The sequence below is a fragment of the Ornithinimicrobium humiphilum genome (assembly GCF_006716885.1).
GTDB classification, from domain to species: domain Bacteria; phylum Actinomycetota; class Actinomycetes; order Actinomycetales; family Dermatophilaceae; genus Ornithinicoccus; species Ornithinicoccus humiphilus.
Map to the genome: position 1 here is coordinate 459,612 of NZ_VFPU01000001.1, position 17,064 is coordinate 476,675.

Here is a 17,064-nt window from a genome sequence, read left to right on the forward strand (position 1 = left end):
TTCTGGCCCATGGGTCGTGATGTCGCATTCTTGCTAGACCAGGACGGGGTCGTGCCGCAGCATGGAGGGGTGCACCTCGACCACGACCGTTGCGCCGCCGCCGTGCGGAGCAAGGACTCCCGCTTCGACGGGTGGTTCGTCACGGGCGTGCTGTCGACCGGCATCTACTGCCGGCCCAGCTGCCCGGCGATCACCCCGAAGGTGGTCAACATGCGCTTCTACCCCTCCGCCGCCGCGGCGCAGGGGGCGGGCTTCCGGGCCTGCAAGCGCTGCCGGCCCGACGCGACACCGGGCTCGCCGGAGTGGCGCACCCGCGGCGACGTCGCAGCCCGGGCCGTGCGGCTGGTCGCCGACGGCGTCGTCGACCGGGAGGGCGTCGCGGGCCTGGCCTCGCGGCTGGGCTACTCGGTGCGACAGGTCGAGCGGCTGGTGGCCGCCGAGCTCGGCGCCGGGCCGCTCGCCCTCGCCCGGGCCCAGCGCGCGCAGACGGCCCGCCTCCTGGTCGAGGGGACCGACCTGAGCATGGCCGACGTCGCCTTCGCCGCCGGCTTCTCGAGCATCCGCTCCTTCAACGACACGGTCCGCGCGGTCTACGCCACCACGCCCCGCGAGCTGCGGACGGCCGCACGGCGGCGCGACGGGACCCCGCCGTCCCTGCCCGGCCGGTCGGGCGGGACGGTCGGCGGTGGTGCCCACCCCGCCCTGCTGCACCTGCGCCTGCCCTTCCGCCCTCCGCTGTCGGCCGCCGGCCTCTTCGGTCATCTCGCGGCCACCCGGGCGCCCGGCGTGGAGGTCTGGCGGGACGACGGCCTCGAGCGCGCGCTCCGCCTGCCGCACGGGCCCGCCGTCGTCCGGCTCGGCCCGCCCCGCCCTGACGACCGGCACGTCCCCGTCGTGCTGCGGCTGCTGGACGTGCGCGACCTCTCGGCCGCCATCGACCGCTGCCGCCGCCTGCTCGACCTCGACGCCGACCCGCAGGCCGTCGACGAGCACCTCGCGCTCGACCCCGCCCTGCGACCCCTCGTCGCGCGCACGCCGGGCGTGCGGCTCCCGGGCAGCGTCGACGCCGGAGAGCTGGCGCTCCGCGCCGTCCTGGGGCAGCAGGTCTCGACCGTCCGGGCCGGAGCCCTGGCGGCCGCGCTGGTCGCCGCGCTGGGGGAGCCGCTGCCCGCGGGGCTCGTCGATCCCGGCGGTCCCACCTCGCTCTTCCCGACGCCGGAGGCCCTGGCCGGGGCGCCGGACGCGGCCTACCCCGGGATGCCGGGCGCCCGGCGCGGCGCGCTGCGGGCCCTGGCCCTCGCCCTGGCCACGGGCGACCTCGACCTCTCGCCGGGCGCCTCCTGGTCGACCGCCCGCGCCGGCCTGCTGGCGCTGCCCGGCATCGGGCCGTGGACCGCCGAGATCGTCGCCCTCCGCGGTCTGGGCGATCCCGACGCCCTGCCGGTCGGCGACGTCGGGCTCCGGGCCGCGGCCCGCGCCGTCGGTCTCGACGACGCCCCACGAGCCCTGGAACGCCGGGCGGAGGCCTGGCGGCCGTGGCGCTCCTACGCCGTCCAGCTGCTGTGGTCCTCGCTCGACCATCCTGCCGCCCGGCTGCCCCCGCCCGACCCGCACCACGCCACCGGCCGCCCCCGGCCGCCCGCCCCCGCACCGCTCCGACCCCAGGAGGCCTCATGACCACCGCCACCCGCTCCGCCCTGGAGCACCTCGTCGTCGACTCGCCCGTCGGCCCGCTCACGCTGGTCACCGACGGCACCGCCCTGGTGGGGCTCTACTTCGCCGAGCACCGGCACGCCCCCGGCGACGTCGGGCGCGCCGTGGACCGCCAGGACGCGCCCGCCGTGCTCGTCGAGACCGCGCAGCAGCTGGAGGAGTACTTCGCCGGCACGCGCACCGACTTCGACCTGCCCGTGGCGGCCACCGGCACGGACTTCCAGCACCGCGTCTGGGCCAGGCTGCGGGAGATCCCCTACGGGCAGACCCGCTCCTACGGCCAGCTGGCCGCCGAGCTCGGCAGCCCGGGCGCCTCCCGCGCCGTGGGTCTGGCCAACGGTCGCAATCCCGTCTCGATCGTCGTGCCCTGCCACCGCGTGGTCGGCTCGACCGGCGCCATCACCGGCTACGGCGGCGGCGTCGAGCGCAAGCAGCAGCTGCTCGACCTCGAGCGGCGCACGGCCGGCGCCGCGCTGTTCTGAGCGGGGACGGGCCGAGGGGGCACGACCCGTCCCCGGCCGGGGGCGGGTCGGTGCCCCGACCGCCGGTTCGGGCGGCCGCGGCCCCGGCGGATACCCTGTCGGGGTGAGCCAGACCCCCCAGAACGCTGCCGCCGCGGACCCCGGGGCGGGCGACGCCCCCGACACCGACCTGCCCGAGCAGGTCCGGGTGCGGCGCGCCAAGCGCGAGGCGATGCTGGCCGCCGGGGTCGACCCCTATCCGGTCACCGTCCCGATCACCCACACCCTCGCCGAGGTCCGCGAGCGGTGGGGCTCGCTGGAGACGGGCGAGGAGACCCAGGACGTCGTCGGCGTCGCCGGCCGCGTGGTCTTCGTCCGCAACACCGGCAAGCTCTGCTTCGCCACGCTGCAGGCCGGTGATGGCACCCGCCTGCAGGCGATGCTCTCCCTCGCCGAGGTGGGCGAGGAGGCGCTCGCGCGCTGGAAGGCCTGGGTGGACCTGGGCGACCACGTCTTCGTGCACGGCCGCGTGATCTGCTCCCGCCGCGGCGAGCTGTCCGTCATGGCCGACTCCTGGGCGATGGCGTCCAAGGCGCTGCGGCCGCTGCCCGTCCTCCACAAGGAGATGTCCGAGGAGCAGCGTGTCCGCCAGCGCTACGTCGATCTCGTGGTCCGTGACGCGGCGCGGCAGATGGTCCTCGACCGCGCCGCGGTCACCCGCGCGCTGCGCTCGGTGCTCGAGGCGGACGGCTACGTCGAGATCGAGACGCCCGTCCTGCAGACCGTCCACGGCGGCGCCGCGGCCCGGCCGTTCAGGACCCACCTCAACGCCTTCGACCTGCCGATGACGCTGCGCATCGCGCTCGAGCTGCACCTCAAGCGCGCGGTCGTGGGCGGCGTCGAGCGGGTCTACGAGATCGGGCGCATCTTCCGCAACGAGGGCATCGACTCCTCGCACAGCCCCGAGTTCACGATGGTCGAGGCCTACCAGGCCTACGGCGACCAGTACACGATGGCCGAGCTCATCAGGCGCCTGATCCTGGCGGCCGCCGACGCCGTCGGGAGCCGCCAGGTCGAGACGCCGATGGGCACCGTCGACCTGGACGGCGAGTGGGTCTGGCTGCCCTTCTACGAGGGCCTCTCCCGTGCCGTCGGCCGGACGGTCGACGTCACCACCTCGCGCGAGGAGCTCGTCGAGCTGGCGGAGGCGCACGGCGTGCCGGTCAAGCCGGAGTGGAACGCCGGCAAGATCGCGATGGAGATCTTCGGCGACGTCGTCGAGCCGACGCTGCTCCAGCCGACCTACGTGTGCGACTACCCCGAGATCGCCCAGCCGCTCGCCCGCACCCACCGCGAGACCGAGGGCCTCGTCGAGGCCTGGGACCTCATCATCGCCGGCGTCGAGCGCGGCACGGCCTTCAGCGAGCTCATCGACCCCGAGATCCAGCGCGCCCGCCTCGTCGAGCAGTCGCTGCTCGCGGCCGGTGGTGACCCGGAGGCGATGGTCGTCGACGAGGACTTCCTGCGGGCGCTCGAGTATGCCGCGCCCCCGATGGGCGGTCTCGGTCTCGGGCTGGACCGGCTGCTCATGCTGCTGACGGGCACCGGCATCCGCGAGACGATCCTCTTCCCCTTCCTCAAGCCGGAGGCGTGATGGGTGACCTGCTCCACGAGGGCTGGATGATCCTGGCGGCGCTGATCCCCTCGATCGGCCTGCTCTTCCTCTTCTGGGTGATCCTCAAGCACCTCATCGAGGGCGACCGGCGCGAGCGCGCCGCGATCCGCCGCTGGGAGGCCGAGCAGGACGCCGCCGAGCGCGCCGCCGCGGCCGACCGCGGCACGTCCGCGACGGGTTCCGGCGCCGCGGACGACGACCGCGTCTGACCCGCGCGTGCAGGACGGTGCAGGAATTCCTGAGAATGCTCTGAAGGCATTCCTCCGGATCACGAATCGTTTCTCGAAGAGTGAATCCCCGCAGAGTTGTGCATTCCTCCGCCGAGTATGGTTTCCTGTTCCGTAGCACGAACCATTTACCTAGAGGGTCGTGTACGGGACAAACAATCTGGAGGCATGCATGGTTCAGCGTGTTCAGGTCATCCTTGAGGATGACATGACCGGTGGCGAGGCCAGCGAGACCGTGGAGTTCGCGCTCGACGGCGTCAGCTATGAAATCGACCTGAACGACGAGAACGCCACCAAGCTGCGCGAGACCCTTGCGCCGTGGATCGCCGAGGCCCGCCGCTCCGGTGGTCGCCGCCAGACCCGCCGCCGCAGCGGTGGGTCGTCGTCCTCGAACGGCGGCGGCGCCGGTCGCTCGGACGAGCTGGCCCAGATCCGCGAGTGGGGCCGTGCCAACGGCTTCAAGGTGAGCTCCCGCGGTCGCGTCTCGCAGGAGCTGCGCGACGCCTACGCCGCCGCGCACTGATCTCCCGCCCTCCGGGGCGCGCACGACGGGCCGGTCCTTCGGGGCCGGCCCGTCGTGCGCTCAGACCTCGTCGATCGTGCGCTGGGTGAGGGGCTCCTCGCCCTCCGCGGCCGCCTCGACCTCGTCCCAGGTGCGCGGCAGCGCGACCTGCGGCCGCTCCCGGCCGCGCAGCGACCACGGGCAGATCGTGGTCTTGGCGGCGTTGTTCTGGCTCCAGTCGAGGAAGATCTTGCCCGGCCGCAGCGCCTTGGTCATGCGCGAGGTGATCAGGGAGGGATGATCCTCCTCGAGCCGCTCGGCCAGCGACTTCGCCACGGCGCTCACCTCGTCGGAGGTGCGGATGCCCTCGAGCGGCGCGTAGAGCTGCATACCCTTGCTGCCGCTGGTGACCGGGCGGGTCTCCAGCCCCACGGCGGCCAGCCGCTCGCGCACCAGCAGCGCCACCCGGGCACATTCCTCCAGGCCCGCTCCGGGGCCGGGATCGAGGTCGACGACCAGGCGGTCGGGCGGCAGCGGATTTCCGTCGTCGTCCACGCGCCACTGCGGCACGTGCAATTCCAGGCTGCCGAGGTTGACGAGGTAGACGAGGGCCGCGAGATCGGGGACCAACGGAAAGGTGAGGGTGTCCCGGCCGCGCGAAGAGCCGGGCGTGGGAACCGTCACCCGTGGCAGCCACGACGGGGCGCCGGGAGGAAGGTTCTTCTCGAAGAAGGAATTGGCGGCGACACCCTCGGGAAAGCGGATACGGGTCACCGGTCGGTCGCGCAGCTCGGGCAGGATCTGGTCGGCGTGGGTGACGTAGTAGTTGAGCACCTCACCCTTCGTCGTGCCTGTCGCAGGATAGAGCACCTTGTCCAGGTTGCTCACCTTCAGGGTGCGTCCGGCGACGCTCACGGACTGGCTGCTCACACGTCCTCCAGGAGGTCCTCGGGGGTCAGGTCGGGCCGCACGCCCTGGTAGGAGGGCTGGCGCAGGCGGCCGTCCGCGGTGACGCCGAGCGCGGCGACGTCGAGGACGACCCGCGGCTCGACCCACGTGGAGCCGGCCGCCTCCGGGCGGGGGATGTCGGTGGTGAACGGGTAGGGGACGACCGGCAGGGCCTCGAGACGCTCCAGCAGCGCAACGCCGGCCCGCCCGGCCAGCCCGCTGCCCACCCGCCCGCGGTAGGCCAGCACCAGCCGGCCCGAGCCGTCGACCAGGGGGCGCCCGCTCCCGTCGTCCACGGGGACGCCGACGTGCACCGCGCCCAGTCGCGAGCCGGACCCGGCCTGGGGCCGCCAGCCGCCGACGACCACGCTGCGGACGTCGCGGTGCGGGAACTTCAGCCAGTCGCCGCTGCGGACGCCCGGTGCGTAGGGGGCCGAGCGCCGTTTGCTGACCACGCCCTCCAGGCCCTGGTCGGCGGTCGCCGCCAGCAGCCCGCGGCCGTCCTCGTAGACGGGGGAGACCTGCACCCCCGGGACCCCGTCGACGAGGTCCTCGAGCGCGGCCCGCCGGGCCGACCAGGGCAGCCCCGTCAGGTCGAGGCCGTCCAGACGCAGCAGGTCGAAGGCCAGGTAGGTCACGGGCCGGGTGCGCGCGAGCCGCTCCGCCGCGGCGGCCGAGGCGGTGTGGACCCGGTCGACGACGTGCGAGAAGGACGGGCGGCCGCCGACCATGGCGACGGCCTCGCCGTCCAGCAGCACGTCCGCGCCGAGGTCCGCGAGGGCCCGCAGCTCGGGGAGCGCCACCGCGATGTCGCGCCCGCTGCGCGTGAGCAGCCGGAGCCGGCCGTCGACGACGTCGGCCAGCAGCCGGATGCCGTCCCACTTGATCTCGTGCGCCCACGCGGGACCGACCGGCGGGCCGGACCTCGGGTCGCCGTGGGTGGCGAGCATGGGGCGCATGGGTCCATCCTTGTCCAATGCGAGCGATCTGGAAGGGCGCGGTGTCGTTCGGGCTGGTCAACGTGCCGGTCCGGCTCTACTCCGCGACCGAGAACCACGACGTCAGCCTGCACCAGGTGCGGGCCAGCGACGGCAGCCGGATCCGCTACAAGCGTGTCGCGCAGGCCGACGGCGAGGAGGTCCCCTACAAGGAGATCGCCAAGGCCTACGAGACCGAGGACGGCAAGACCGTGGTCCTCACCGACGAGGACCTGGCCAGCCTGCCCAACCGCTCCAGCAAGGAGATCGAGGTCGAGCGCTTCGTCCCGGTCGACCAGATCGACCCGATCCTCTACGACAAGGCCTACTTCGTGGAGCCCGACGCCATGGGTGCCAAGGCCTACGGCCTGCTCCGCGAGGCGCTGCGCGAGTCCGAGCGCGTCGCCGTGGTCACGGTCTCGCTGCGCACCCGCATGACCATGGCCGTGCTGCGCGTCGTCGACGACGTCATCGTCCTGCAGACCCTCCTGTGGCCCGACGAGGTGCGCGACGCCTCCCGCCTGGACAACCTCGACCAGGTGAGCGAGCCCAAGAAGGCCGAGATCTCCATGGCCAAGATGCTCGTGGAGTCGATGGCCGGCGACTTCGAGCCGGAGGGCCACGTGGACGACTTCAAGGAAGCCCTCGACGCGCTGGTGCAGAGCAAGATCGAGGGCGGCGACGTCACCGAGGCCCCCGAGTCCGAGGAGGAGGCCGACTCCGGCGAGGTCGTCGACCTGCTGGCGGCCCTCCAGCGCTCGGTCGACCGGGCGAAGAAGGGCCGCGGCGAGAAGACCGACGACGACGCCGAGGACGCCGACGACCCGAAGAAGAGCACCGCGAAGAGCTCGGGGTCGTCGAAGAGCTCGTCGACGTCCTCGGGCTCGAAGGGCACGGCGAAGAAGGCGGCGAGCAAGACCGCCGCCAAGAAGACGGCCGCGAAGAAGACCGCCTCGAGCCGGACGGCGAAGAAGGCCGGCTGACCGGCCGTCGTCGCCCGGCCGTTCCCCGGTCAGGGGGCGGAGGTGGCTCCGGCGTCCTCGGAGACGGCCATGCGCGGGCTGCAGCCGACGCTGCCGTCCAGGCCCTTGGCGGTCTCGGTCAGGGCCCGCTGCAGGTGCTCGGTCGTCTCGGCGTCCGTCTCGCCGAGGGACTCGATGACCAGCGAGTAGGGGATCTTGTCGTTGGCCGTCGTCGCGTTCGGGGCGGTGCACATGGTCAGGCCGGTGACCAGGCCCGGGGAGACGAAGGAGACCCCGAGGTGATCGGGCCCGGGCTCGACGCCCTCGGCCGCCTCGGCGCGGGCGCGGGCCTCGTCGCGGGCCTCCTCGCCGAGGTGGATGCCGAGCCGGATCACCGGCTCCTGGGCGCCCTTGCCGCCGACGAGGACGTCGCAGGTCCAGGTGTCCTCGTCGTCCTCGGTCACGAGGGAGCGTGGGGTCTCGGGCTCGCCACCGTTCGCGAGCTCGACGGCGGTGGGGCTGACGTACTGGCACATCCAGCCGTTGTTGCCCTCCTCGCCCTCCAGCCCGTCGTCCGGCGTCGAGGCCGCGGCGTCGTCGCCGGGCACGGGGTCGGCCGACTCGGAGGTGCAGGCGCTCAGGGAGAGTGCCAGCCCGGCGATCAGGGCCGGGACGGTCAGGGTGCGGGTGCGCATGGCGGGAATGGTAGGTGCGCTTGCTGGAGAACTCCTAGACGGCGCCGCCCGGCAGGCGACCGGCCCGCGGGTCGGTCGCGCCGGCTAGCACACGACCCCCGCGCGCGGGGGTCGTTATGCCGGGGGCGAACACGTCTCCGGAGCGGAACACCGGGGGCGCTCGGGCGCGTTGGCCCTCTCAGACGCACCGTAGAGTGGATGTACGCCCGCGCGCACGTGGGCACGGACGTGCAGGCCCACCGACCGCGTGCCACGACGGAAGTCAAGGAGTGACGATGTTCGAACGGTTCACCGACCGCGCAAGGCGGGTGGTGGTGCTCGCCCAGGAAGAGGCGCGCCTGCTCAACCACAACTACATCGGGACCGAGCACCTCCTGCTCGGCCTCATCCACGAGGGCGAGGGCGTCGCCGCGAAGGCGCTGGAGTCCCTGGGGATCTCGCTGGACGCCGTGCGCGAGCAGGTCCAGGAGATCATCGGCCAGGGCCAGCAGTCGCCGACCGGCCACATCCCCTTCACCCCGCGAGCGAAGAAGGTCCTCGAGCTCTCGCTGCGCGAGGGGCTGCAGTTGGGCCACAACTACATCGGCACCGAGCACCTGCTCCTCGGCCTCATCCGTGAGGGCGAGGGCGTGGCGGCCCAGGTGCTGGTCAAGCTGGGCGCCGACCTCAACCGGGTCCGCCAGCAGGTCATCCAGCTGCTCTCGGGCTACCAGGGCAAGGAGACCGCCGCCGCCGGCGTCGGTCCCAGCGCCACCGAGGGCCAGCAGGCCGGCTCGCTGGTGCTCGACCAGTTCGGCCGCAACCTGACCCAGGCCGCCCGCGAGGGCAAGCTCGACCCGGTCATCGGGCGCGAGAAGGAGATCGAGCGGGTCATGCAGGTGCTGTCCCGCCGCACCAAGAACAACCCCGTGCTGATCGGCGAGCCCGGCGTCGGCAAGACCGCCGTCGTCGAGGGCCTGGCCCAGGACATCGTCCGCGGCGAGGTCCCCGAGACGCTCAAGGACAAGCAGCTCTACACCCTCGACCTCGGCGCGCTGGTCGCCGGCAGCCGCTACCGCGGTGACTTCGAGGAGCGCCTGAAGAAGGTCCTCAAGGAGATCCGCACCCGCGGCGACATCATCCTGTTCATCGACGAGATCCACACCCTCGTCGGGGCGGGTGCCGCCGAGGGCGCGATCGACGCGGCGAGCATCCTCAAGCCGATGCTGGCCCGTGGCGAGCTGCAGACGATCGGTGCGACGACCCTCGACGAGTACCGCAAGCACATCGAGAAGGACGCCGCGCTCGAGCGCCGCTTCCAGCCGATCCAGGTCAACGAGCCCACGCTCGCCCACGCGATCGAGATCCTCAAGGGCCTGCGCGACCGCTACGAGGCCCACCACCGGGTGTCCATCACCGACGGGGCCCTCGTGGCCGCGGCGACGATGGCCGACCGCTACATCAACGACCGCTTCCTCCCGGACAAGGCGATCGACCTCATCGACGAGGCGGGCGCGCGACTGCGCATCCGCCGGATGACGGCTCCGCCGGACCTGCGCGAGTTCGACGAGAAGATCGCGCACGCCAAGCGCGAGAAGGAGTCCGCGATCGACGCGCAGGACTTCGAGAAGGCGGCCCGGCTGCGCGACGAGGAGCACAAGCTCACCCAGGCGCGCGCCGAGCGGGAGAAGGAGTGGAAGAACGGTGACATGGACGTCGTCGCCGAGGTGGACGACGAGCTGATCGCCGAGGTCCTGGCCGCGGCGACCGGCATCCCGGTCTTCAAGCTCACCGAGGAGGAGTCCCAGCGGCTGCTCCACATGGAGGACGAGCTGCACAAGCGGATCATCGGCATGGACGACGCCATCTCGGCGCTGTCCCAGGCGATCCGTCGCACCCGCGCCGGCCTCAAGGACCCGCGTCGTCCGGGCGGCTCGTTCATCTTCGCCGGCCCCACGGGCGTCGGCAAGACCGAGCTGGCCAAGACGCTCGCGGAGTTCCTCTTCGGCGACGAGGACGCGCTCATCACGCTCGACATGTCCGAGTTCTCCGAGAAGCACACCGTCTCGCGGATGTTCGGCTCGCCCCCCGGCTACGTCGGCTACGAGGAGGGCGGCCAGCTGACCGAGAAGGTGCGGCGCAAGCCGTTCTCGGTCGTGCTCTTCGACGAGGTCGAGAAGGCCCACCCCGACATCTTCAACAGCCTGCTGCAGATCCTGGAGGACGGTCGCCTGACCGACTCCCAGGGTCGGGTCGTGGACTTCAAGAACACCGTCATCATCATGACGACCAACCTGGGCACCCGGGACATCTCCAAGGGCGTCTCGCTCGGCTTCTCGGCCGGGCCGGACACCCAGAGCAGCTACGAGCGCATGAAGAACAAGGTGCAGGACGAGCTCAAGCAGCACTTCCGCCCCGAGTTCCTCAACCGCGTGGACGACGTCATCGTCTTCCCGCAGCTGTCCCAGGACGAGATCGTCCAGATCGTCGACCTGATGGTCGCCCGCCTGGACGAGCGCCTCAAGGACAAGGACATGGCCATCGAGCTCACGCCCGCGGCCAAGGAGCTCCTCGCCAAGCGGGGCTACGACCCCGTGCTGGGCGCCCGACCGCTGCGCCGCGCGATCCAGCGCGAGATCGAGGACCAGCTCTCCGAGAAGATCCTCTTCGGCGAGATCGGCCCGGGCCAGATCATCCTCGTGGACGTGGAGGACACCGGCGGCCAGGGCCGGACCGGCGACAAGGTGTTCACCTTCCGCGGCCAGCCCAAGCCGTCCGAGGTGCCCGACACCCTGCCGATCGCCGAGGCCGGCGTCGCCGGCACCGGCACGCAGGAGGGCGGCGAGCAGGCCGGCTGATCCCGGCCCGCGCCACCGAGCGCACCCGACCAGAGGGCGCCCACCGATCTCGGTGGGCGCCCTCTCGGCGGTTAGGGTTCGGGTATGACGCTGCGCGAGGCCACCCCTGACGAACGCTCCGCCTGGGACGACCTGGTGTGGGGCAACCCGGGCGGCCCGGAGCTCTACCAGCTGCAGTCCTACGCCGACATCAAGGCGCCGGTCTGGCGGGCCCGCCACCTCGTCCACGAGCACGAGGGTCGTCCTCCGGTCTACGCGCTCTACCTCTACCGGAAGGTGCCGCCCTTCGGGGAGCTCTGGTACTGCCCGATGGGCCCCCGCGTGGCCGACGCCGACCACGCCCGGGCGTGCATGGAGGACCTGCGGGCCGACGGCCGCGCCTTCGCGATCGTGCTCGAGCCGTCGGTGCCCGCCCAGGGGCCGGAGGATCGCGAGCAGCTGCTCGCCTCGGTGCCGGGTCTGCGCGACCACCCCGACCTCCAGCAGGGCCAGCACACGGTGCTGGTCGACCTGCGGCCGGAGGAGGACGAGATCTTCGCCTCCTTCCGCCAGCGCGCCCGCCGGCACATCCGCAAGACCGCCGACGCCGTGGTCGAGCACCGCACCGACGACGAGGCCTTCGAGACCATGTGGGGCCTCTACGCCGAGACCATGGAGCGCGCCGGTGTCGAGCGCCGTTCGAAGGAGTACCACCAGGGCATCTGGCGCCGCTACGTCGACGCCGGCCAGGGCCACTTCGTGCTGGCCCGCCCACGCGAGGGCGGCGGCGTCGAGGCCGGCGCGTTCATCATCCACCGGGGAGAGCTCGGCTACTACAAGGACGGCGGCTCGCTGCGCACCCGCGACAGCAACGGCCTGCAGTACCGCGTCCAGTGGGAGGCGATGCGCTGGTGCAAGGAGCACGGCGCCACCACCTACGACATGTACGGCGCCCCGCCGAGCTGGGCCGCCGAGGACGAATCGCACAAGCTCCACCCGCTCGTGCAGTTCAAGACCGCCTTCGCCCCGATCGTCGACCAGGTCGGCACGGTCCAGCTCGTGCTGCGGCCGCGCGTCTTCCGGGCCTGGGACCGCGTCGGCATGCCGGTCTACCGCCGGCTGACCGCGAAGGCCAACCCGCTCTTCTACTGAGCGGACGCCCCAGCAGGCTCGCGCGCGCATGCTCGACCTCGCCCGGATCGGCGCCGGACTGCCCTTCGCCGACGCCCTCCCCGAGCTCCGGCGCCGGCTGGAGGAGCGTGGGACCGCCGTCGTGCAGGCGGCCCCGGGCACCGGCAAGACCACCCTCGTGCCGCCGCTGGTCGCGGACCTGGTCGAGGGCCGGGTGGTGGTCACAGCCCCCCGTCGCGTCGTCGTGCAGGCGGCGGCCCGCCGGTTGGCGTCGCTGGCCGGCACCCGGGTCGGCGACCTCGTCGGGAGCACGGTCCGCGGCGAGCGGCACGTCAGCCCGAGGACGCGGGTGGAGTTCGTGACCGCCGGCGTGCTCGTCCGGCGCCTGCTCGCCGACCCCGAGCTGGCCGGGACCGGTGCCGTGGTGCTCGACGAGGTGCACGAGCGTGGTCTCGACACCGACCTGCTCGTCGGCATGCTGGGCGAGGCGAGGGCGCTGCGCCCCGACCTGGTCCTCGTCGCGATGTCGGCGACCCTCGACGTGCCCGCGCTCACCGAGGTCCTGGGTGGCGAGGACGGCCCCGCCCCGCTGGTCGAGCACACCGCCGCCCACCACCCCCTCGAGGTGGTCTGGGCGCCGTCCGCCGGCCCGCGGCTGGACGCCCGCGGGGTGACCGACGAGCTGCTCGCCCACGCCGCCCGGACCACGGCCGCCCACCACGCCGAGGCGCTCGCCGCCGACCGCTCCGCCGACGCCCTCGTCTTCCTGCCGGGCGCCCGCGAGGTCGACCGCGTCGTCGAGCAGCTGGCGCGGCTGGCGCCCGGCACCGAGGTGCTGCCCCTGCACGGGCGCCTCGACCTGCGCACCCAGGAGCGCGCCGTCTCCGGCCGCGGCCCCGGCGATCCGCCCCGGGTCGTCGTCTCGACCTCGCTCGCGGAGTCCTCGCTGACGGTCCCCGGGGTCCGTCTCGTCGTCGACGCCGGGCTGTCGCGCGAGCCTCGGCGCGACCTGCGCCGCGACATGTCCGGGCTGGTCACGGTGCAGGCGTCGCGGGCGGCGATGACGCAGCGGGCGGGCCGCGCGGCGCGCACCGGGCCGGGCACCGTCGTCCGCCTGCTCGACGAGGCGGCCTGGGCGGGTGCCCCGCAGCACGCCCCCGCGGAGATCACCTCGGCCGACCTCGCGGGTGCCCTGCTCACGCTCGCGGCCTGGGGCTCGCCCCGCGGGGAGGGTATGGCGCTCCTCACCGCGCCGCCGCCCGCGGCGGTCCGTGCGGCCGAGACGGCGTTGCACGACCTGGGCCTGGTCGACGACGACGGACGCATCACCCACCTCGGCGTGCGGGTGGCCGCGGTCCCCGCCGACCCCCGGGAGGCTCGCGCCCTGCTGGCGGGCGCCCCGCTCGTCGGCGCCCGTGCCGCGGCCGAGGTGGTCGCGGCGCTCGCCGGCGACCACCGCGCCCCGGACGGCGACCTCGCCGGCCTGCTCGCCGGGTTGCGGGCCGGGCGGGTTCCGGGCGCGGAGCGGTGGCGCTCGGAGGTCCGCCGCCTGGAGCGTCTGGTGGCCGGCGACGGCGGGGGCACGGGCACCCGCGACGACACCGGGGGCCGCAGGAGCGGTGCGGAGGCCCACGTGCCGGGCCGGCACATCCCGGTGTCGGCGTCCTCCGTGGCCGGCCTCGTCACCGCCCTGGCCCACCCCTCCCGCGTCGCCCGCCGCGACGGGGACACCTGGCTGCTCGCGTCCGGGACGAGGGCCGCGCTGCCGCCGGGCAGCCCGCTGCGCTCCGCCCGCTGGATCGCCGTGGCCGACGTCACGCGCGCCGAGGGCCGTGCCGCCGCCGGCACCGGCGCCGTGGTGCGGCTGGCCGCGGCGCTCGACGACGACGCGGTCGAGATCGCGACCGCGTCGCTGCGGACCCGCGAGGTGCGGGCGACCTTCTCCGGCGGCCGGGTCGTGGCGCGCGAGGTCGACGCCGTCGGAGCCATCGAGCTGTCGGCCACACCCGTGCGTCCCTCGCCGGAGGCCGGTGCGCGTGCCGTCGCGCAGGCCCTCGCCCGGGAGGGGACCGGCCTCCTGCCCTGGTCGGGCGCCCCCGACCTGCTGCGGCGACGCCTGGCCCTGCTGCACCGGGTGCTCGGCGACCCGTGGCCCGACGTCTCCGACGCCGCCCTGGCCTCCCGGGCCGAGGAGTGGCTCGGGCCCGAGCTGCGGGCCCTGGCCTCCGGGACCCCCGTGGACCGGCTGGACGTCGCCCCGGCCCTCCGCCGGCTGCTGCCCTGGCCCGAGGCCGTCCGCCTCGACGAGCTGGTGCCGGAGCGGCTCCCCGTGCCCAGCGGGTCGCGGGTGCAGGTCGACTACCCGCCCCACGACGATCCGGACGCCCGGCCCGTGGTGCCGGTCAAGCTCCAGGAGTGCTTCGGGCTCGCCGAGACGCCCCGGCTCGTCGACGGGCGCGTGCCGGTGCTCTTCCACCTGCTCAGCCCGGCCCGCCGCCCCCTCGCGGTGACCGACGACCTGGCGTCCTTCTGGTCAGGCCCCTACGCCCAGGTGCGGGCCGAGATGCGCGGCCGCTACCCGAGGCACCCGTGGCCCGAGGACCCGTGGACCGCCCCGGCGACCGCGCGCACCAACCGGCGCGCCTGACCGGGGCTCACCAGAAGGCGTCGCCCGGCTCCCGGCGCTGGATCCGGCCGACGACGCGCTCGCCGACCCGCTGCCACACGGCATACCGGCGGGGGCGCAGCACGAGGTCCCAGGCGCCCACCCAGTCGGTGACCTCCTTGGTGAACCCGCGCTTGAACTTGCCGATCCCGTGCCGGGGGTGGCTGGTGTCGTCGAGCTGGCTGGAGTGGGGCACACCGACGAGGTCGTAGGTGCGGGCGCCGCGCTCGAGCGCCCAGCGCATGCCCTCGTACTGCACGAGCTGGCTGGCGCCGGGGACCGGGCGGTCGCGCAGGCTGGCGCCCTCCTTGTATTCCGCGTGGTCGCCGATGCAGCTGACCAGCGCCGAGGCCACCGGCGTGCCGTCGGCGGTGCGGGCGATGAGCACCTGCGCGTGGCCGCCGCGCGCCAGGATCCGCCAGTTGTTGACGTGGTAGTCCTTGCTGCGCACGCCCAGCCCCTGGTCGCGCACGACGTCCTGCCACAGCTCCCACATGGTCTCGTAGGTCTCCGGGGCGTCCGGGGCGCGCTCGATCGTCACGCCGTCGCGCATCGCGCGGCGCACCATGTTGCGCGTCTTCGAGGGATAGGCCGGGAGCAGCCCGTCCTCGTCCTCGGGGAGCGGGAAGACGACCGTGGAGGTGTGCGGCTGGACCGCCGTGGAGGCGACCAGACCCAGGCCGCGCAGGGCGGCGAGGTTGTCCTCGGTCTCGACGATCTCGGGCTCCATGCGCACGAAGAGCACGCCCTCGGCGCGGGCGCTCTCGCGCAGGTGCGGCAGCAGGGGAGCCAGCTGGTCGACGGCGTCGACGCACGGGCCCTTGGGGACGTACCAGACCTTGCCGAAGCCCGGGGCGGACTTCTCGTGGATCGTCATCGCCACCCCCTCGGCCTCGGCGTAGCGCGGCACCCAGCGGGCCATCCGCTTGACCTCGCCGAGCTCGTGGCTCTGGAAGATGTTGCCGCCGGCGGGGGTCGCGGCGATGCGGTCGTCCCACTCCTCGGAGGTGGGCGAGGTCACGAACGTCAGGGCCATGGCGCTCACCTTACGGTCAGTCACCCGGCCCCCCAACTGGACCGACGCCTAGACTCGGGAGCCGTGAGCGCACCTCCTTCCGGGACCCCGACCTCCGAGGACGCCGCCGTCCGCGGCGCCCTCGCCCGGGTCTCCGGCACCGACGCCGACGACTGGTTCCTCGTGAGCAAGGCGCGGCACGCGCTGCTCGTGGTGCTCCGCGCGGTGGCCCGCCACGCCGGTCCCGGCGAGGTCGTGACCCAGCCGTTCACCTGCGCCACCGCGGTCGCCCCGATCGTCACCGCCGGGCTGCGGCCGCGCTACGCCGACCTCGACCCCGACACGATGGCCCTCGACCCGGCCAGCGTCCACGCGGCGCTGTCCGACCGCACGCGGGCCGTCATCGCCCAGCACACCTTCGGACGGGCCGCCCGCGTGGCCCGGCTGCGCGACCTCACGCCCGAGGGTGCGCTCCTCGTCGAGGACTCGGCGCACTGCCTGGGCGAGCTGGGTCGCGACGCCGACGGCGTGCCCGCGGCCGACGTCTCCGTCCACAGCTTCGGTGTGGAGAAGATGCTGCCGACCCGCTCCGGCGGGGCGGTCTGGGTCAATCCCGCCCTGCGCGGCACCGACCGGCACGCCGTGCTCGTCGCGGCGCTCGCGGGCCTGCCCGCCCCCGGTCGCCGCGAAGGCTTCGCGCGCACGGCCGGCATGCCCGCCCGGCGGGTCGCCGGCCGGCTCGGCGGTCCCGGCGCCCGGGCGCTCGACGTCGCCGCCAACCTCGGCCTCGTCGACCTCGCGATCATGCCGTCGGAGCGGGCCGGACGGGTGGCGGGCGAGCCGACCGCGCTCGCCCGGGCCGCCCTGCGCGACGTGGCGCGCGCCCTGCCCGATCTGGAGCGGATCGCCGAGCACCGCCGGCGGACGGCCGCGATCTACCGGTCGGGGCTGGCGGGCGTCGCGGAGGTCACCGTGCCGCGTCTGCTCGACGACCCCGCCCTGACGCTGGTGCGCTACCCGATGCTGCTCTCGACCCCCGGCCGGGCCGAGGCGGCCTTCGCCGCGCTGCAGGCGCAGGGCCTGGTGCCGGGCCGGTGGTACCGCCCGGTGCTCTTCCCCGGCGCGCGCGACCCGCGCGACTTCGCCTACGAGCCGGGGACCAGCCCGGTGGCCGAGGACGCGGCGGCCCGCGTGCTCAACCTGCAGACCGCGACCTTCGTCACTGCGGAGGCCGCGCAGCGGGCCGTCGACGTGGTCCGGGGCTGCCTGTGAGCCGG

At 74.1% G+C, this 17,064-nt stretch carries 14 protein-coding genes; 10 read left to right on the forward strand and 4 right to left on the reverse strand.

The annotated features are described in order from the left end of the window. The first annotated feature begins 51 nt into the window (after positions 1–51). The 5 genes from FB476_RS02060 (at position 52) to FB476_RS02080 (ending at position 4,599) form a co-directional block, all read left to right on the forward strand. A complete protein-coding gene (locus FB476_RS02060; RefSeq protein ID WP_272949386.1) occupies positions 52–1,677 on the forward strand; it encodes a DNA-3-methyladenine glycosylase 2 family protein in 1,626 nt (541 codons plus the stop codon). Beyond that, a complete protein-coding gene (locus FB476_RS02065) occupies positions 1,674–2,195 on the forward strand; it encodes a methylated-DNA--[protein]-cysteine S-methyltransferase (RefSeq protein WP_141817309.1) in 522 nt (173 codons plus the stop codon). Before FB476_RS02060 ends, FB476_RS02065 begins: the two co-directional genes overlap by 4 nt. Positions 2,196–2,298: 103 nt before the next feature. After that, on the forward strand, positions 2,299–3,828 hold the full coding sequence (gene lysS / locus FB476_RS02070; RefSeq protein WP_141817310.1) for a lysine--tRNA ligase: 1,530 nt from the start codon (positions 2,299–2,301) through the stop codon (positions 3,826–3,828). Then, entirely contained in the window at positions 3,828–4,058 is a 231-nt protein-coding gene (locus FB476_RS02075) for a hypothetical protein (RefSeq protein WP_238329512.1), read from the forward strand. The genes lysS and FB476_RS02075 overlap by 1 nt, the downstream gene beginning before the upstream one ends. Positions 4,059–4,248: 190 nt before the next feature. After that, positions 4,249–4,599, forward strand: coding sequence for a histone-like nucleoid-structuring protein Lsr2 (locus FB476_RS02080; RefSeq protein WP_141817311.1), 351 nt, complete (start codon positions 4,249–4,251; stop codon positions 4,597–4,599). Between the two features lie 60 nt (positions 4,600–4,659). Here the strand turns inward: FB476_RS02080 and ligD are convergent, their stop codons facing one another. After that, positions 4,660–5,493, reverse strand: coding sequence for a non-homologous end-joining DNA ligase (gene ligD, locus FB476_RS02085; protein WP_238329513.1), 834 nt, complete (start codon positions 5,491–5,493; stop codon positions 4,660–4,662). 11 nt (positions 5,494–5,504) lie between these two features. Continuing rightward, positions 5,505–6,485 (reverse strand): ATP-dependent DNA ligase, encoded by a 981-nt coding sequence (locus FB476_RS02090; RefSeq protein WP_141817313.1) that lies wholly within the window; start codon positions 6,483–6,485, stop codon positions 5,505–5,507. Positions 6,486–6,502: 17 nt separating this feature from the next. Here FB476_RS02090 and ku point away from each other — a divergent pair, with 17 nt between their 5' ends. Next, complete coding sequence (ku, locus tag FB476_RS02095) at positions 6,503–7,486, forward strand: non-homologous end joining protein Ku (RefSeq protein ID WP_141817314.1); 984 nt, start codon at positions 6,503–6,505, stop codon at positions 7,484–7,486. 29 nt (positions 7,487–7,515) lie between these two features. Here ku and FB476_RS02100 read toward each other — a convergent pair whose 3' ends face one another. Next, positions 7,516–8,160 carry a hypothetical protein gene (locus FB476_RS02100; RefSeq protein ID WP_141817315.1) on the reverse strand — a complete coding sequence of 215 codons (645 nt, stop codon included), beginning with the start codon at positions 8,158–8,160 and terminating at the stop codon, positions 7,516–7,518. 275 nt (positions 8,161–8,435) lie between these two features. Between FB476_RS02100 and FB476_RS02105 the strand changes: the two genes are divergently transcribed. The 3 genes from FB476_RS02105 (at position 8,436) to hrpB (ending at position 14,754) form a co-directional block, all read left to right on the forward strand. Continuing rightward, a complete protein-coding gene (locus FB476_RS02105; protein ID WP_141817316.1) occupies positions 8,436–10,997 on the forward strand; it encodes an ATP-dependent Clp protease ATP-binding subunit in 2,562 nt (853 codons plus the stop codon). An 84-nt stretch (positions 10,998–11,081) separates the two neighbouring features. Further along, on the forward strand, positions 11,082–12,128 hold the full coding sequence (locus FB476_RS02110; RefSeq protein ID WP_141817317.1) for a lipid II:glycine glycyltransferase FemX: 1,047 nt from the start codon (positions 11,082–11,084) through the stop codon (positions 12,126–12,128). Between the two features lie 28 nt (positions 12,129–12,156). Continuing rightward, complete coding sequence (gene hrpB, locus FB476_RS02115) at positions 12,157–14,754, forward strand: ATP-dependent helicase HrpB (RefSeq protein ID WP_141817318.1); 2,598 nt, start codon at positions 12,157–12,159, stop codon at positions 14,752–14,754. 7 nt (positions 14,755–14,761) lie between these two features. On the opposite strand, the gene FB476_RS02120 is transcribed toward hrpB, so the two are convergent. Further along, positions 14,762–15,808, reverse strand: a complete 1,047-nt coding sequence (locus tag FB476_RS02120) for a lipid II:glycine glycyltransferase FemX (protein WP_141817319.1) — start codon at positions 15,806–15,808, stop codon at positions 14,762–14,764. Positions 15,809–15,871: 63 nt separating this feature from the next. Between FB476_RS02120 and FB476_RS02125 the strand changes: the two genes are divergently transcribed. Then, positions 15,872–17,059, forward strand: a complete 1,188-nt coding sequence (locus FB476_RS02125) for a DegT/DnrJ/EryC1/StrS family aminotransferase (protein WP_170233500.1) — start codon at positions 15,872–15,874, stop codon at positions 17,057–17,059. Positions 17,060–17,064 lie beyond the last annotated feature (5 nt).

Bases quoted from the DNA above. Each gene is read 5' to 3' on its own strand.
- FB476_RS02090 (WP_141817313.1), bottom strand. From the start codon at position 6,485: ATGCGCCCCATGCTCGCCACCCACGGCGACCCGAGGTCCGGCCCGCCG.
- FB476_RS02065 (WP_141817309.1), top strand. From the start codon at position 1,674: ATGACCACCGCCACCCGCTCCGCCCTGGAGCACCTCGTCGTCGACTCG.
- FB476_RS02110 (WP_141817317.1), top strand. From the start codon at position 11,082: ATGACGCTGCGCGAGGCCACCCCTGACGAACGCTCCGCCTGGGACGAC.
- hrpB (WP_141817318.1), top strand. From the start codon at position 12,157: ATGCTCGACCTCGCCCGGATCGGCGCCGGACTGCCCTTCGCCGACGCC.
- FB476_RS02105 (WP_141817316.1), top strand. From the start codon at position 8,436: ATGTTCGAACGGTTCACCGACCGCGCAAGGCGGGTGGTGGTGCTCGCC.
- FB476_RS02080 (WP_141817311.1), top strand. From the start codon at position 4,249: ATGGTTCAGCGTGTTCAGGTCATCCTTGAGGATGACATGACCGGTGGC.
- FB476_RS02075 (WP_238329512.1), top strand. From the start codon at position 3,828: ATGGGTGACCTGCTCCACGAGGGCTGGATGATCCTGGCGGCGCTGATC.
- FB476_RS02120 (WP_141817319.1), bottom strand. From the start codon at position 15,808: ATGGCCCTGACGTTCGTGACCTCGCCCACCTCCGAGGAGTGGGACGAC.
- ku (WP_141817314.1), top strand. From the start codon at position 6,503: ATGCGAGCGATCTGGAAGGGCGCGGTGTCGTTCGGGCTGGTCAACGTG.
- FB476_RS02100 (WP_141817315.1), bottom strand. From the start codon at position 8,160: ATGCGCACCCGCACCCTGACCGTCCCGGCCCTGATCGCCGGGCTGGCA.